The organism is Paenisporosarcina sp. P4_B8 (genome assembly GCF_056402175.1).
In genome coordinates this window covers 68,618-84,889 of record NZ_JBFUHX010000010.1, presented here as the reverse complement: position 1 = coordinate 84,889, position 16,272 = coordinate 68,618, and the positions used below count along the sequence as shown (strand labels likewise).

Genomic DNA, 16,272 nt, shown 5'->3' with positions numbered 1-16,272 from the left:
CAGGATGTGGAAATCGAGCGTCAACGACTCATTTCATCCCTCTGCGCCATTTTTCAAAAATTTCTGCCACTTCATTACTTAGCTGGATTTTGGAAAACGGGCGCTGCTCCTGGATAGCCTTCACCTTCTTCGTGATATTCTCCTGAACTAACTCCATTTCAATTTCAAGTTCTCGTGCAGACTTTCTTAGTGCGCCTTGTGCGAAAATCACCCATTGTTCCGTCAAATCAGATGTAGCTACATGCACTTGATCACGTCTTGTCATTAATTGTGATGTTAATTTTTCAATGCGTTCATCCGCAGTTTCGTTTTCCCTGGTGAAAATAACTTCGACATCATATTGTTTCTTCTTTTTTTCAATCCCAGGTACGAGATGTGCATCAAACACTACAATGACTCGCCAACCTGAATAAGCTTTGTATTCCGCCATCATTTCAATCAGCCTGTCTCTGGCATCAATGAGCTTGTCTGTTTTTAATGCACGCAATTCTTTCCATGCGCCGATAATGTTATAGCCATCGACGAGTAAAATGTCCATCTCAATTAACCGGCAGGCGATTACGCAATACTTCGTACATCAGGATAGCAGCTGCTACGGATGCATTTAACGACGTTACGTGCCCAACCATCGGCATGTTATAGAGGAAGTCGCACTTCTCTTTCAGCAAACGACTCATTCCTTTTCCTTCACTGCCTATAATGATTGCCAATGGTAATTTCGCATCCATGCGACGGTAATCAGCCGAGCCTTTGGCATCCGTTCCCGCGATCCACACGCCACGCTTTTTCAAATCTTCAACGGTTTGTGCTAGATTGCCAACGCGTGCTACCGGCACATGCTCAATTGCCCCTGTAGATGTTTTCGCCACGACTGCAGTTAGTCCAACTGCACGACGCTTCGGAATAATGACACCATGCACGCCGGTCGCATCAGCTGTTCGCAAAATCGAACCCAGGTTATGTGGATCTTCCAACTCATCCAAAATCAAAAAGAATGGATCTTCATTGCGTGAAGCAGCACGTTCGAAAAGCTCATCAATTTCTGCATAACGGTAAGCTGCTACTGAAGCTGCTACCCCTTGGTGATTGGCTCCGTCCGTCAATTGGTCCACTTTGTTTTTTGGCACAAACTGGACGATGATGCCCGCTTCTTTCGCAAGTTGTAACAACTCGGCGATTCCCGCTTTCTTGACACCTTCTGCTACCCATACTTTGTTCATATCTCGCCCGGAGCGAAGGGCTTCCAGCACTGGATTTTTTCCTGATACGATTTCATTGTCAAGTTCAGTCACGATATCGATTCTCCTTTCGGTTCTTCTATAGTGGTAATAGCTTTTTCGATTATTTCCTTCACGCGTTCAAAGTTGCCGGATAGGTACAAACTTCCGAGAACCGCTTCAAACGCCGTACTATATTTGTACGTCTGTACATCTGTATTTTTTGGGATGGTGCCAGACTTAGCATTACGCCCGCGTCTTAGCACCGCTTCCTCATCTTCCGTCAAAAACTTTTCTTGGAGTAGCACACGCACCACGGATGCCTGGGCTTTCGCCGAAACATATTTAGTTCCTTCTTTATGCAACGTATTGGGTCTAACCCGTCCTGAACGAATCAAATGTTCACGAATCGCTTGCTCTAGGACGGCATCCCCCATATACGCAAGGGCCAGTGAATTCAATTGTTTTACATCTGCCGGACGAAGTGAATATTCTTTGTTCATCCGCGTTTCCAACGGATGCCTTGCGCCGTATCTTCCAATAAAATATTCATTTCTTTCAATTGATCCCGGATGGCATCTGCGCGAGCGAAATCTTTATCTTTACGAGCCTGGATTCTCTCCGCAATAAGAGCGTCAATTTCTTCATCCAGTACTTCTGTTTTTACTTCCACTTCAATACCCAAAACAAGTGATAGTTCTTTCAATGCCTTCATGAATGCAGTAAGAACAGCCGCTTCCGTATGTTTTTCAATTAGATATACATTAGCCAGACTCGCCAGTTCAAACAAGGCAGCAATTCCGTTGGCTGTATTGAAATCATCGTCCATTGCCGTAACGAATTGGGTGCGGACTTCTTCGATTTTGTTTAACCAGATATCCTTGTGATCCCCTAGTTCAGGAGATGCTTCAAGACGATGCGCCAAATTCGAATATGATGTTCGAATGCGCGCCAGCCCATTTTCCGCATTTTCTACAAGCTCTTGCGAGAAATTGATTGGGTGACGGTAATGAACCGACAACATAAAGAATCTCAACACTTGCGGATCGATTTGTTTACGAATGTCGTTCACCAATACAAAGTTACCAAGGGACTTCGACATTTTTTCGTTGTCAATATTGATATATCCATTATGCATCCAGTAGCGCGCAAATTGCTTGCCTGTATATGCTTCAGACTGTGCAATTTCGTTTTCATGATGCGGGAATGTCAAATCCTGTCCACCTGCGTGAATGTCAATCGTATCTCCCAAAATTTCACGAGCCATAACGGAACATTCAATATGCCATCCCGGACGACCATTGCCCCAGGGACTCTTCCAGAAAATCTCTCCTGGTTTCGCATCTTTCCACAAAGCAAAATCAAGTGCATCTTCTTTCTTTTCTCCCGCTTCAATGCGTGCGCCGATTTTTAAATCATCAACCGATTGTTGGGACAATTTACCGTACCCTTCAAACTTGCGTGTGCGGTAATAAACGTCACCTTGCGACTCGTAAGCATAGCCTTTTTCGATTAAGACTTCGATGAATTCGATGATAGAGTCCATATGTTCCGTGACACGTGGGTGAGCATCCGCTTTCTGGCAACCAAGTGCAACCACATCTTCAAAATAAGCGGCGATAAAACGTTCGGTTAATTCGGATACTTCTTCACCCAGTTCATTTGCCGTTTTGATGATTTTATCGTCAACATCCGTAAAGTTAGAAACGAAATTCACTTCATATCCACGGTACTTCAAGTAGCGACGTACGGTATCGTAGACGATGACCGGACGGGAGTTCCCGATGTGGATGTAGTTATATACTGTCGGTCCACATACGTACATTTTCACCTTGCCTTCTTCAAGCGGCACAAATGGTTCTTTTTGACGCGTCAATGTGTTGTAAATATGAATGCTCATTTAACGTTTCGCTCCTTTTCGAATTGTTCACTGACAAGCGCGACTTGCTCGCGCAAGACGGCAATTTTTTCTTCTAGCATATTGCATTTATCCGCTACTGGATCCGGCAAGTCCTGGTGATCCAAGTCACGTTTCACTTTGATTCCATCTTGCACGACGACTGTTCCAGGAATACCTACAACCGTTGAATTTGGCGGAACATTTTTCAATACAACCGAGCCTGCACCAACTTTACTGTTTTCGCCGATCGTAATCGACCCAAGTACTTTTGCTCCTGTTGCTACCAATACATTATCGTGTAACGTGGGGTGTCGTTTCCCTCGTTCTTTACCTGTACCACCAAGTGTCACTCCTTGGAAGATCGTTACATTATCACCAATTTCACATGTTTCCCCTATGACTACACCCATCCCGTGGTCTATGAAAAAGCGGCGACCAATTTTGGCACCCGGATGGATTTCAATTCCGGTGAAAAATCGACTCACTTGCGATACGACTCTCGCCAGGAAAAAGAATTTCCGCTTAAAGAGCGCATGTGCGACACGGTGTGCCCAAACCGCATGTAACCCGGCATACGTCAGCACAACTTCCAGCACACGTCTGGCAGCTGGATCTTGCTCGAAGACGACTTCAACATCTTCTTTCATTCGACTGAACATCATCGTTCCTCCTGTGTTAGTTTTTGTTAAATGATTTGTTTGATTTTGATTCGATCGGTAGCCCTATATTTGGCTTATGAATAATTTATCGCTCAAACTGGCATGTTTGTCGATCAAACTGAGGATTTATCACTCAAACTGGAGATTTATCAATCAAACGGAATGATATATCACTCAAATGCGTCTCTTCTCCAAGTTTACTTTACGAGATAACCTCACATTTTTTTGACCAAAATAAAAAGCGCCCCTGTCATTAACTGACAGAGACGCTGTAATAGCGCGGTTCCACTCTGATTGGAAGGATGTTTTGCGGTCCTTCCCACTTGGCGTCTTGTAACGTAGACGGTACGGCTCGCTTACTAAATGGTTCAGCTGAGCGCTCAGAGGTGCATTTCCATAATGCCTAAGCTCAGACCACTTTCAGCCGGTGGTGGTCCTCTCTAAAGAGCGTGCCTTATGTACTTCTCCTCATCAAAGCGTTTTGATGTTTTGGTTAAAGATAGCTTCATTTTCACACCATCATGCATGAAAGTCAAACTTATTGTTTTGCGAATTTCTCCACACGCGCAAGTACTTTTTCTTTGCCGATTAACGCGATTGCGTTAGGCAATTCCGGACCGTGTGTTTGACCAGTCGTCACAACACGGATTGGCATGAACAAGTTCTTGCCTTTATGTCCCGTTTCTTTTTGCACGGCTTTGATTGCTGCTTTGATAGCATCTGCTTCAAACACTTCCAGTTGTTCAAGTTGCGTTTTGAAAGATGCCATAACTTCCGGCACTTGTTCGCCAGCTAAAACAGCAGTAGCTTCTTCATCATATGCAAGTTCATCCTTAAAGAATAGGTCAGTTAGCTCAGTAATTTCAGCACCGAAACTCATTTGTTCATGGTAAAGCGCGATAACGCCCGTTGCCCATTGTTTTTCTTCTTCTGTCAATGTTTCAGGCAAGCGACCAGCTTTTTGTAAATGAGGCAATGCAAGTTCAACTACTTCTTCAAGAGACAGTTGCTTCACATATTGATTGTTCATCCACGTTAGTTTTTGCTTATCGAACATCGATGGCGATTTAGATAAACGATTGACGTCAAACTGGCGAATAAATTCTTCTTTCGTGAAGATTTCTTCTTCCCCTTCAGGAGACCAGCCAAGAAGTGCAAAGAAATTGAACATTGCTTCTGGGATATAACCAAGATCTTTATACTGAGCAACGAATTGAATAATCGATTCGTCACGTTTTGAAAGTTTTTTACGGCTTTCGTTGATGATTAATGTCATATGACCGTATTCAGGCGCTTTCCAACCAAATGCATCAAATACCATCATTTGTTTTGGTGTATTTGATAAATGTTCTTCCCCACGGAATACGTGAGAAATCTTCATGAAATAATCATCCAACACGACTGCATAGTTATAAGTCGGAATACCATTTGCTTTAACAAGCACCCAGTCACCAACATCTTTCGATTCAAATGAAACCGAACCGCGCACCAAGTCTTCAAATGTATACGTTACATCTGCAGGTACACGCATGCGAATGGTATGTGCAAGTCCTGCCGCCTCTTTTTCCGCCACTTGTTCTTTCGTTAAGTTACGGCATGTACCTTTGTACATTGGTGCAGCGACACCTTTTGCTTTTTGCTCTTCACGCTCAACTTCCAACTCTTCCGTTGTGCAGAAACATTTGTACGCATGACCATTTTCAAGCATTTCTTCTGCATGCTTTTGGTAAATGTCCAAACGTTCCATTTGACGGTAAGGAGCATATGGTCCACCGATATCAACAGACTCATCATATTCCATGCCAAGCCATTTCAAGTTTTCCAGTTGCGATAATTCGCCACCTTCAATGTTACGTTCAATATCCGTATCTTCAATACGAACAATGAATTTACCGCCGTGATGGCGTGCAAATAAATAGTTGAATAAGGCAGTGCGGGCTCCACCAATATGTAAGTTTCCTGTTGGGCTTGGTGCGTAGCGTACGCGAACTTCTTGTGTCATGTGTGTGTCCTCCTCGAATACGTGCTAAACTTTGTCCAGTTTAACACAGGTCATACTTATTTTTGAATGAGTAATATCGTCGCCTGTGCCGCGATGCCTTCTCCACGTCCCGTAAAGCCAAGCTTTTCGGTTGTTGTCGCTTTGACATTCACTTGTGTTGGTTCGGCATTCAGCAGTTGTGCGATGCGGTCACGCATTTGATTAATGTAAGGTGCCATCTTTGGTGCCTGTGCAATAATCGTGCAATCAACATTGCCTAATTTATAGCCTTTTTCTTCAACGATGTTCCAAATGTATGCAAGTAATTTTGCGGAATCTGCATCTTTAAATTCAGGGTCCGTATCGGGAAAATGACGTCCAATATCCCCTTCGCCAATTGCGCCCAGTGCCGCATCCGTTACTGTATGTAATAAAACATCGGCATCTGAATGACCGATTAAACCTTTTTCGTATGGAATCGTCACGCCACCCAAAATAAGCGGTCTATTCTCTGCAAATTCATGTACATCAAACCCTTGTCCAACTCGAAACATTTAGTTTTCCTCCTGCTGTCGTTTTTGTAAGATGGCTTCGCCTATCAATAAATCTTCTTGTGTCGTCATTTTTACATTATCATACGTACTCTCTACCACGTACACAGGGATATTCAGTCGTTCGACTAACATGGATTCATCTGTCCCGAGAAACCCATCTTGTTCCGCTTGCTGTTGTGCCTTCATCAAAATGTCCTTACGGAAAGCTTGTGGAGTCTGGATCATCCACAATTGATCACGGTCCACTGTTTCTTCAATAATGTGATTGCGTACACGTTTCATGGTGTCTTTTGCTTTCACACCAGCGATGGCAGCACCGGTCTCATGAGCTTTTTGAACCAATTGGGCAATCACGGCTGGTTCGATGAAAGGCCTTGCCGCATCGTGCACGAGAATCAAGTCAGCCTCATGCTCAGCTGCTTGGACGCAGGCATACACACTGTATTGACGTTCCTCGCCACCTTCAGGCATCCCTTTCACTTTCGTAATGTTATGCTCGTTCAACATCTCCTGAATCGTCACACGCTCTTCAGGCTTCACTGCGAGCCAGATCCCAGCACAATTTGTATCTTGTTCAAAGACCTCAAGTGTATGGATGAGAATTGGCTTATCGCGCAATGTAAGAAATAATTTATTACGTCCGGCCTTCATCCGTTTCCCGCTACCCGCAGCCGGTAATACAACGATATATTTCATTTCAAGTATTCTCCTCTTTCTTGATGGAAAAGGAGGCCGCCTTAGCTGTCTAGTGTTGTTGACAGAAAGGGCAGCCTCTTATTTTAGGTGTAATTGTTTATTTCGTTTTAGCAAAAATCATTCGCCCAGCCGAAGTTTGAAGAACACTTGTAACAATGACGTTAATTGCTTGGCCGATATACGACTTGCCATCTTCCACGACAATCATCGTTCCGTCGTCTAGATAAGCTACACCTTGATTTTGTTCTTTGCCATCTTTGATGACCACGATATGCATTTCTTCACCGGGAATCACGACTGGTTTGACCGCATTCGCAAGATCATTGATATTCAGAACAGGCACTTGATGCAATTCACACACTTTATTCAAGTTGAAATCATTGGTCACTACCATGCCGTCCATTTTCTTCGCAAGACGCATCAGTTTCAAATCAACTTCTGCCACATCATCAAAATCTTCTTCTGTAATCAAAACAGCTGAAGCTCGCTCCGACTGAAGTTGTTTCAAGATATCAAGACCACGTCGACCTCGTGTACGTTTCAATGTATCCGAAGAATCGGCAATATGCTGAAGTTCAGTCAATACAAACTGTGGTACGACAAGCACCCCTTCTAGGAAGCCCGTTGCAGAAATATCAGAAATCCGACCATCGATAATGACACTTGTATCGAGTAATTTATATGATGCTTGTTGCAATTCCTGAGGGTTGTTTTCATCGAACTTTTTCTTTTGTACAACCGTTTTGTTAGCAGTAAACATTTGAACAATTTCATCGCGCTTCTTGAAGCCTACCTGGAAACCAAGATATCCTAAAGTGATGGTCAGCAATATGGGAAGTACCGCATCAATGACTGGAAGCTGTATGGAATCCACCGCAAAATTCAAAAGAAATGCGACACTAAGCCCAATAATCAGACCGAGTGTACCAAACAACAAATCACCGATTGGCGCTTTCAGCAATCGATCTTCCATCCAACTTAAAAACTCGATTAAATAGTCGGTCAACAGTAAAGCAAGTACAAACAAAAGAATGGCTCCTATTAGCACAGACACATACGGATTGTTCAGCCAAGGGTTAGAAGATAAATGTATAAGATCGTATAATTGCGGTAAAAAAAGTAACCCGAGCGTTCCACCAATCAAGATAAATGTAATTCGAATAATCCACTTTAACACTAGCCCACCTCCTGTTTTTGATTATACACGTTTTCAAACGGAAACACCTACTTGACGAAGAAGGCAATCGTAAAGTTTCTTATAACAAGCGTCAGTCACTATAGTTAATCGGCGTGGCAGAGGTTTTAATCCGCATGAATTGCTGTTTAATCGGCATGTAACGCAATTTAATCGGATTCACCCAGATTATCCCAGTGGTATCACCTCCTTCGAGATACTAGAGAAAAAGCTTTCCCAAAACGCCTAAGCGTTCGGGAAAGCTTCTTTTAATGCCTGATTTACGGTTTCAACGCCAACCACTTGAATACCTTTCGGATAGTCCCAGYCGCCAAGGTTCGACGCTGGAATAATTGCACGTTTGAATCCAAGTTTCGCCGCTTCCTGCACGCGTTGTTCCACTCGGGACACACGACGCACTTCACCTGTTAACCCCACTTCTCCAATAAAGCAGTCATGTGCACTCGCCGCGACATCACGGAAACTGGAAACGATGGTCGTCAAGACAGCTAAATCGATGGCTGGCTCGTCCAACTTAACGCCACCGGCTACTTTAATGTAGGCATCTTGCGTTTGCAGCAGCATTCCGACCCGCTTCTCTAATACGGCCATCAGTAAAGAAATCCGGTTTTGATCAATCCCGCTTGCCATACGCTTCGGATAGTTGAAACTCGTCGGCGTAATCAAAGCCTGAATTTCAACCAGAATCGGTCGTGTCCCTTCCATAGAAGCGACAACGGTTGAACCTGCCGCTCCTTGTGAACGTTCTTGCAAGAACAATTCAGAAGGGTTCAATACTTCTTTTAATCCACCTTGTAACATTTCAAAAATAGCAATCTCGTTGGTTGAACCAAAACGGTTTTTCTGTGAACGCAAAATGCGATACGTATGGTGACGTTCGCCTTCGAAGTACAGAACTGTATCCACCATATGTTCAAGTAATCGCGGTCCGGCAATCTGACCTTCCTTCGTTACATGACCCACAAGGAAAATCGCAATGTTTTTCGTTTTGGCAATGCGCATCAATTCCGCTGTACATTCCCGCACTTGTGAAACGCTACCTGGGGCAGACGTAACTTCAGGATGGTGAACTGTTTGAATGGAGTCGATTACGACAAACTTTGGTTCGACTTGATCGATTGCCTCATTCACTAGTTCCAAGTTTGTTTCTGAATAAATGTAGAGCTCAGAAGATGCCACACCCAAACGCTCTGCACGAAGTTTCGTTTGTCGGATGGACTCTTCCCCAGACATATACAATACGCGTTGCCCTTTGTTCGCCAGTAATGAGGAAACTTGCAGCAACAGTGTGGATTTACCGATACCGGGGTCTCCACCAATCAAAATAAGGGACCCAGGTACAATCCCACCTCCAAGTACACGGTTCAATTCAGCAAGATCCGTATCTACGCGTGGTTCATCAACCGTTTCAATAGCTGTAATTGGGGTCGCTTTTTGTGCGATTTTTTCAGAATGCTGGAACGTGCGGCGGGGTCCTTTTACGACCACTTCCACTTCTTCCACCATGGTGTTCCATGCGCCACAACCAGGGCAGCGTCCCATCCATTTAGCAGATTCATAGCCACATGAGTTACACAAGAATTTTGTTTTACGTTTAGCCATAGTACCTCCTACTTTCGCAGATTCCTTTACTACTATCAACAACATCGTTTACATAGAGCATTATGTAAAAAAGAGCATTCCGAACAGCCTCGCCGGAATGCTCCAATAGTTTTATTCTGTTACTGCTTCTTTTTTACGAACGATAAATTCATCGTTTTCAACATCGAACACAATATTGTTTCCTGTCAACACCGTACCTTTTAATAGTTCTTCAGACAAGCGATCTTCCACGTGTTTTTGAAGTGCACGACGGAGCGGACGTGCACCGTACTCTGGGTCGTACCCTTCTTTTGTGATTTTTTCTTGAGCCGCTTCTGTTAACACAAGCTCAATTTCCTGCTCTTTCAAGCGTTTCGTTAATTGAGCTGTCATTAATGTTACGATTTCTTTCAAGTGTTCTTTTTCTAAAGAATGGAACACAATCATTTCATCAACGCGGTTTAAGAATTCAGGACGGAAGGCTTTTTTCAACTCTTCGAGCATTTTGCCTTTCATGTCTTTGTATTTCTGTTCGCCGTCTTGCAAGTTGAAGCCGACGTATTTGTTTTTCTTCAACGCTTCCGCGCCAACGTTGGATGTCATAATAACAACCGTGTTGCGGAAGTCGACTGTGCGTCCTTTAGAATCAGTTAGGCGACCATCTTCCAACACTTGCAACAAAATATTGAAGACATCTGGATGTGCTTTCTCGATTTCATCTAAAAGAATAACAGAATACGGTTTGCGACGAACTTTTTCTGTCAATTGGCCGCCATCTTCAAATCCAACGTAACCAGGAGGTGAACCGACAAGTCGTGAAGTCGAGTGTTTTTCCATGTACTCGGACATGTCGACACGAATCATTGCATCTTCGTCACCAAACATGCTCTCTGCAAGTGCACGGGCAAGTTCTGTTTTACCGACACCAGTTGGCCCAAGGAAAATGAATGAACCAATTGGACGTTTTGGATCTTTCAATCCAGCGCGTGCTCGGCGTACTGCACGAGAAATCGCTGTAACTGCTTCCGCTTGACCGATAACACGTTGGTGCAATGTATCTTCTAATTTCAATAATTTCTCAGACTCGGTTTGTGCCAGTTTTGAAACCGGAATTCCCGTCCACATGGACACAACTGCCGCGATATCTTCCACAGTTACTTCAGATTCGGCTCTGCCTTGTTCTTCTTTCCAAGACTTCTTCGTGCTTTCGAGTTCTTCTTTCAGCTTTTGTTCCGTATCACGGAATGATGCTGCTTTTTCAAACTCCTGGCTTTGAACTGCCGCGTTTTTCTCCGAACGGATTGCTTCTAAACGAGTTTCCAGTTCTTTCAAATTCGGCGGTGTCGTGTATGAACGCAAACGCACTTTCGAACCGGCTTCATCAATTAAATCAATGGCTTTGTCCGGTAAGAAACGGTCGGAAATGTAACGGTCTGACATTTTAGCCGCTGCAGTAATCGCTTCATCCGTAATTTTCACACGGTGATGGGCTTCATAACGATCACGAAGTCCTTTGATGATTTGAATGGACTCTTCAACTGAAGGTTCATCCACTTGAATCGGTTGGAAACGACGCTCCAAAGCAGCATCTTTTTCAATATATTTACGGTATTCATCAAGCGTTGTTGCACCAATACATTGAAGTTCGCCACGAGCAAGTGACGGTTTCAAGATATTTGAAGCATCAATAGCGCCTTCTGCACCACCGGCACCAATCAATGTGTGAAGCTCATCGATAAATAGAATGACGTTACCCGCTTGGCGAATTTCATCCATCACTTTTTTCAAGCGATCTTCAAACTCACCACGGTATTTTGTACCCGCAACAACTGTCCCCATATCCAATGTCATGACGCGTTTGTCACGCAGAATTTCCGGTACTTCATTTTGCACGATTTGTTGTGCCAAACCTTCAGCGATAGCTGTTTTACCGACACCCGGTTCCCCAATAAGAACAGGGTTATTTTTCGTACGACGTGATAACACTTCAATGACACGCGTGATTTCTTTGCTACGTCCAATGACAGGATCCAAGCTTCCTTCGCGTGCGATTTGTGTTAAATCACGAGCCAAGCTATCAAGAGTTGGTGTGCTCGCAGCAGGATTGTTTCCGCTGTTCGCTTGAACATGATCGTTGCTACCCAGTAATTGCAGCACTTGTTGACGTGCTTTATTCAAGCTGACACCTGAATTGTTAAGCACACGAGCAGCTACACCTTCACCTTCGCGAATCAATGCCAGCAATAAATGCTCTGTGCCGATGTATGAATGGCCCAGTTTACGCGATTCGTCTACTGATAACTCAATGACTTTCTTCGCACGTGGTGTGTAATGAACGATTGGACCTACGTCACCAGTTCCCATTCCTACCAGTTCTTCAATGCCTTCTTCAATCATTTGCGGGCTGACTTCGATTGCTTCCATTGCTTTGGCAGCAATTCCGCCACCCTCTCGAATTAATCCTAATAATATATGTTCAGTACCAATTGACTCGTGCTTCATACGAATGGCTTCTTCTTGAGCTAATTGGAGTACTTTTTGTGCGCGTTGTGTAAATCGATTAAACATCATGAGGTTCCTCTCCTTCATTGTCTAAATTATTGTCTACTTGCAACCGTTCCCTAAACAACTTTGCCCGAAATACATCGCGTTCTTCGGGTTGCAGGGACGTATCTGCATACTTCTGTAAAAAACCTGGTTGCATGAAAACCATGCATTCATTCAAAATTGAAACATCGACACCTTTAATCAAACCGAGATCGATGCCAAGACGCACGTCTGATAAACAGCGTCCCGCTTCTTCTGTTGTTAAAAGCCGTGCATACGTCAAAACACCAAGTGAACGATACAGACGATCTTCCAATACATTCGGTCTCGTATGTAAGAGAGCCGCTCTTGCTTCACGTTCTTTTTGAATAATTTGTTCAGTGATGCTTTGCAAATCAGTTAAGATATCTTCTTCTGATTTCCCGAGAGTTGTTTGATTTGATACTTGATACACATTGCCGAGGGCTTCGCTACCTTCTCCGTAGATGCCGCGTACGACCATCCCGAGACGTGTAATCGCTGTTACAATGCGATCCATTTGTTTTGTCATCGTGAGTGCTGGTAAATGCATCATCACCGATGCCCGCAGGCCAGTGCCCGTATTCGTCGGACAACTCGTTAAATAGCCAAACTGTTCATCAAATGCATAGGGCAGTTCTTTTTCAAGGACGTCATCTATATGGTTTGCCTGACGCCATGCTTCGTTTAACTGCATTCCCGGGAAAATACATTGTATGCGAATATGATCTTCTTCATTGACCATCACACTGACCGCTTCATCATCTGATAATAAAACGGACCCTGCTATTTCCGAGTGAGCCAATTTCGGACTGATTAAATGCTTTTCAACCAGCACTTGCCGATTGAGCGCAGATAGCTCTTTTATATCTATATACGAAAAGGTCGACTCAAGTTCCGCTTCTGCATCAAGTAAAACTGAGGAAATCGCTTGATCTACTTGCAGCGCTTCATTTTCCGTAAAAGAAAGTGGAAATCGGTAACCTGTTAAATTTCGGGCGAGCCGGATTCTCGTGCTCATCACGATATCTGCATGCTCTCCCTCGCCGGCCATCCAACTTGTAACGGAATTATTCAGAAAACGTTCAATGGACATCGCGGTTTTCACCTCCGCTGTGCAGCTGTTCCTCTAACGAGCGAGCTTCATCCCGAAGTCGTGCCGCCTCTTCAAAATTTTCAATCTCAATCGCCGTGCGCATGGACGTGCGAATTGCTTCAATTTGTTTTTTCAATTGCAGTGTTTGGCCAAATGTACCTGGCGCTTTCCCCACATGTTTCACATTGCCGTTGTGCAATTTTTTGAAGACGTCGGGTAATTGTTCGTGAAAGCTTTCATAACAATGTGCACACCCAAACTTCCCTTGGTTTAAAAACTGTCGGAATGTCCATCCACATGAACTGCATGTCTTAGCTTCTGGTTGAGGTTTTTGTTGAACTTGTTTGCTTTCCGGGACGCCAAACCAATTGGACAATAACTGATGTAGCGAAAGTGGATCCTGCTGAAAATCCAAATGAAACGGATGGAAATTTTTTGCGCAGACCTCACAATAATGTCGTTGCACCTGTTCTCCATTTTGTATTTGCGTCACGGTAACTTTTGCCGGACGATGTTTACAATTCTCACAAATCATCTCGCGCTCGCCTCACTTTAACTGTTCATACTTGAATGTCATAAGCATCGCTTGCAATATGCGTGAACGCAATTCATCTCGATGCGGCAATGGGGTATTGAGAGTTGTACGATCGAGTGCCGCGAGCATCATTTTCGCCTCACGCTTCGTCACTACATTCTCATCGATTAAACGAAAGATAATATCTTCCGTCATCGTTTGAGAAGCTCCACGCTCTAAACTTGCCAGAATGGTTTCAATTAAATCAGCCTTCGTATGAGCGCGTACCCGAACTATTCGAATATACCCCCCGCCCCCTCGCTTACTTTCAACGAGGTAACCGCGGTCAGCGGTGAAGCGCGTATTAATCACATAATTAATTTGTGAAGGCACACATTGAAACTGCTCCGCAATCTCACTGCGTTTTATCTCAACATGCCCTTTTTCATCTAATTCGATAACTTTCTTTAAATACCCTTCAATAATATCTGATATATTCCGCATGCAATCACCTCCTGATCAATTAACTCTGAGTGCGATTCAAGGTTAGTGGCTATATTTTACGTGGGCATTCCAATAGGATGCACCATGCACCTGACTTTGACTAACTTTGACTTTATTATATAAGGGGAGATAGGGAGTGTGCAATTCATATGCTTTCGTTCCGTTTTTTCTAAAATAAAAAGCTATTTTCTTAAGTGAAAATTCTAGCAAGAATATTCAGATATTATTAATCTCTACTCGGATAGTGTGACGATTTCACTGCCTACTTTAAGTTTGTGAAATTTTATCAATCAAACTGAAGTGTTTATCGCTCAATCTAGAGATTTATCGTTCAAATTTGCGAATTTATCAATCAAACGAGCAAGATTATCGCTCAAACACGTCTCACATCCTAGTTAACTTTTAGAGACATGATTTAATGGTCTTTGTTTCCGCTACGCTCCTGTTACACAAAAAAGTGCCATCCTTTTATGCAAGGATGGCACTTCTATTAAAACAGCATGAAAGCAATCGGCGTAACAATGATTAAAGTCAGAATGACACGTTGAACCCAGATAACGATTAATTTCGGTATTGAAATCGGAATTTCTGTTGCCACGATGCAAGGAACAACTGCAGAGAAGAAAATGATGGACGATATAGATACAACCGCAATTACGAATTTTACAATCATCCCCGATTTCACAACCAGCAATGCAGGTAGGAACATTTCAGCTATTCCAAGTGCACTTGCTTTTGCGACTAGCATTGGTTCAGGAAGCTGCAAAATGTAGGTGAACGGATAGAAGATGTAACCGATCCAGTCAAATATCGGCGTGAATTCCGCTAACACTAAACCAAGTAATCCAATTGATAAAATTGATGGTAAAATCGCCATAGCCATTAATAAGCCGTCTCGCAAGTTCTCCCATATGTTCTCAAGTAAACTAGGTGCTTGTTTAACGGTTTCCTGCGCTTCATTCCAAGCGGCTGTCAAGCGACTGCCTTCAGGTTTCACCTCTGGTTGTGGCACACTGCCTTCATAGTAATCGTCTTTAATACGATTCAGCGGCCAGATGCGAGTTGTAATTGCCGTCACGATGAACGTGACGATTAGTGTTACCCAAAAGTACAAATTCCACATATCCATTAAGCCAAGTGTTTTCGCAACGATAACCATGAACGTAGCAGATACAGTCGAGAAGCCCGTTGCAATAATTGCTGCTTCTCGTGCTGTGTATTTTCCTTCTTTATAAACACGATTCGTAATTAGCAAGCCCAATGAATATGAACCAACGAAAGAAGCTACTGCGTCAATTGCAGATCGACCCGGTGTTCGCCAAATTGGTCGCATAATCGGTTGCATTAGAACCCCAATAAATTCAAGTAATCCATAACCTACTAATAATGCTAAAAATACCGCCCCGATAGGGACTAATAAACCTACGGAAATCACTAATTTATCGAACAAGAACGGTCCCATATCAGGAGCAAATAACCACGCCGGACCAAATCCAAAAACAATCATAATCCCAACGACTAAACCTATGATTTTAAAGAATGAAAACACCATGTCGACGGTCGATTTTTTCCAGGTCCCCGAGTAAAACGGATATAATGCGCCAGCTAGAATAAGTGCTAATGAGTAATATGGTAAAACCCCAGTTGCATTTGCTTGAATCCATGACACGATGTGGTCAAGCATGATTGAATTTTTTTCACCAATTGTGACCGGCACGAAAAACATGAACGTACCAATAAAACTGTATACAAAAAACTTCCACATCCCCGTACTTGAACGTATTTTTGAACGTTCTCCCACTTGTTGCAT

Annotated in this window: 15 protein-coding genes and 1 other annotated feature; all 15 genes read right to left on the bottom strand. The window is 43.4% G+C overall.

The features are described 5' to 3' along the window. Positions 1-28 precede the first annotated feature (28 nt). Entirely contained in the window at positions 29-538 is a 510-nt protein-coding gene (locus AC1DSK_RS11050) for an NYN domain-containing protein (RefSeq protein WP_016429865.1), read from the bottom strand. Position 539: 1 nt separating this feature from the next. After that, a complete protein-coding gene (rlmB, locus tag AC1DSK_RS11045) occupies positions 540-1,292 on the bottom strand; it encodes a 23S rRNA (guanosine(2251)-2'-O)-methyltransferase RlmB (RefSeq protein ID WP_477547165.1) in 753 nt (250 codons plus the stop codon). Continuing rightward, positions 1,289-1,720, bottom strand: coding sequence for a Mini-ribonuclease 3 (locus tag AC1DSK_RS11040; protein ID WP_016429863.1), 432 nt, complete (start codon positions 1,718-1,720; stop codon positions 1,289-1,291). The genes rlmB and AC1DSK_RS11040 overlap by 4 nt, the downstream gene beginning before the upstream one ends. Next, positions 1,717-3,117, bottom strand: coding sequence for a cysteine--tRNA ligase (cysS, locus tag AC1DSK_RS11035; RefSeq protein WP_477547164.1), 1,401 nt, complete (start codon positions 3,115-3,117; stop codon positions 1,717-1,719). Before cysS ends, AC1DSK_RS11040 begins: the two co-directional genes overlap by 4 nt. Beyond that, positions 3,114-3,776, bottom strand: coding sequence for a serine O-acetyltransferase (gene cysE, locus AC1DSK_RS11030; RefSeq protein ID WP_016429861.1), 663 nt, complete (start codon positions 3,774-3,776; stop codon positions 3,114-3,116). The genes cysS and cysE overlap by 4 nt, the downstream gene beginning before the upstream one ends. A 259-nt stretch (positions 3,777-4,035) precedes the next feature. After that, positions 4,036-4,260 (bottom strand) — a binding site (T-box leader). Between the two features lie 54 nt (positions 4,261-4,314). Further along, entirely contained in the window at positions 4,315-5,778 is a 1,464-nt protein-coding gene (gltX, locus tag AC1DSK_RS11025; protein WP_477547163.1) for a glutamate--tRNA ligase, read from the bottom strand. Between the two features lie 56 nt (positions 5,779-5,834). Beyond that, entirely contained in the window at positions 5,835-6,311 is a 477-nt protein-coding gene (gene ispF, locus AC1DSK_RS11020; protein WP_016429859.1) for a 2-C-methyl-D-erythritol 2,4-cyclodiphosphate synthase, read from the bottom strand. Continuing rightward, positions 6,312-7,007: a 2-C-methyl-D-erythritol 4-phosphate cytidylyltransferase gene (gene ispD, locus AC1DSK_RS11015; RefSeq protein WP_477547162.1), complete on the bottom strand. Its 696-nt coding sequence runs from the start codon at positions 7,005-7,007 to the stop codon at positions 6,312-6,314. Between the two features lie 97 nt (positions 7,008-7,104). Continuing rightward, positions 7,105-8,184, bottom strand: a complete 1,080-nt coding sequence (locus AC1DSK_RS11010) for a PIN/TRAM domain-containing protein (RefSeq protein ID WP_016429857.1) — start codon at positions 8,182-8,184, stop codon at positions 7,105-7,107. Between the two features lie 243 nt (positions 8,185-8,427). Then, positions 8,428-9,804: a DNA repair protein RadA gene (radA, locus tag AC1DSK_RS11005; RefSeq protein ID WP_477598221.1), complete on the bottom strand. Its 1,377-nt coding sequence runs from the start codon at positions 9,802-9,804 to the stop codon at positions 8,428-8,430. Between the two features lie 111 nt (positions 9,805-9,915). Further along, positions 9,916-12,354, bottom strand: a complete 2,439-nt coding sequence (gene clpC, locus AC1DSK_RS11000) for an ATP-dependent protease ATP-binding subunit ClpC (protein ID WP_477547160.1) — start codon at positions 12,352-12,354, stop codon at positions 9,916-9,918. Further along, positions 12,344-13,444, bottom strand: coding sequence for a protein arginine kinase (locus AC1DSK_RS10995; RefSeq protein WP_016429854.1), 1,101 nt, complete (start codon positions 13,442-13,444; stop codon positions 12,344-12,346). The genes clpC and AC1DSK_RS10995 overlap by 11 nt, the downstream gene beginning before the upstream one ends. Beyond that, positions 13,434-13,979 (bottom strand): UvrB/UvrC motif-containing protein, encoded by a 546-nt coding sequence (locus AC1DSK_RS10990; RefSeq protein ID WP_016429853.1) that lies wholly within the window; start codon positions 13,977-13,979, stop codon positions 13,434-13,436. The genes AC1DSK_RS10995 and AC1DSK_RS10990 overlap by 11 nt, the downstream gene beginning before the upstream one ends. 12 nt (positions 13,980-13,991) lie before the next feature. Continuing rightward, entirely contained in the window at positions 13,992-14,462 is a 471-nt protein-coding gene (locus tag AC1DSK_RS10985; RefSeq protein ID WP_016429852.1) for a CtsR family transcriptional regulator, read from the bottom strand. A 490-nt stretch (positions 14,463-14,952) separates the two neighbouring features. Continuing rightward, a complete protein-coding gene (locus AC1DSK_RS10980) occupies positions 14,953-16,272 on the bottom strand; it encodes a YjiH family protein (RefSeq protein ID WP_477547159.1) in 1,320 nt (439 codons plus the stop codon).

Coding starts and splice junctions, on each gene's coding strand:
- AC1DSK_RS11050 (WP_016429865.1), bottom strand. CDS start 538: ATGGACATTTTACTCGTCGATGGCTATAACATTATCGGCGCATGGAAA.
- AC1DSK_RS11040 (WP_016429863.1), bottom strand. CDS start 1,720: ATGAACAAAGAATATTCACTTCGTCCGGCAGATGTAAAACAATTGAAT.
- cysS (WP_477547164.1), bottom strand. CDS start 3,117: ATGAGCATTCATATTTACAACACATTGACGCGTCAAAAAGAACCATTT.
- cysE (WP_016429861.1), bottom strand. CDS start 3,776: ATGTTCAGTCGAATGAAAGAAGATGTTGAAGTCGTCTTCGAGCAAGAT.
- gltX (WP_477547163.1), bottom strand. CDS start 5,778: ATGACACAAGAAGTTCGCGTACGCTACGCACCAAGCCCAACAGGAAAC.
- ispF (WP_016429859.1), bottom strand. CDS start 6,311: ATGTTTCGAGTTGGACAAGGGTTTGATGTACATGAATTTGCAGAGAAT.
- ispD (WP_477547162.1), bottom strand. CDS start 7,007: ATGAAATATATCGTTGTATTACCGGCTGCGGGTAGCGGGAAACGGATG.
- clpC (WP_477547160.1), bottom strand. CDS start 12,354: ATGATGTTTAATCGATTTACACAACGCGCACAAAAAGTACTCCAATTA.
- AC1DSK_RS10995 (WP_016429854.1), bottom strand. CDS start 13,444: ATGTCCATTGAACGTTTTCTGAATAATTCCGTTACAAGTTGGATGGCC.
- AC1DSK_RS10990 (WP_016429853.1), bottom strand. CDS start 13,979: ATGATTTGTGAGAATTGTAAACATCGTCCGGCAAAAGTTACCGTGACG.
- AC1DSK_RS10985 (WP_016429852.1), bottom strand. CDS start 14,462: ATGCGGAATATATCAGATATTATTGAAGGGTATTTAAAGAAAGTTATC.
- AC1DSK_RS10980 (WP_477547159.1), bottom strand. CDS start 16,272: ATGCAACAAGTGGGAGAACGTTCAAAAATACGTTCAAGTACGGGGATG.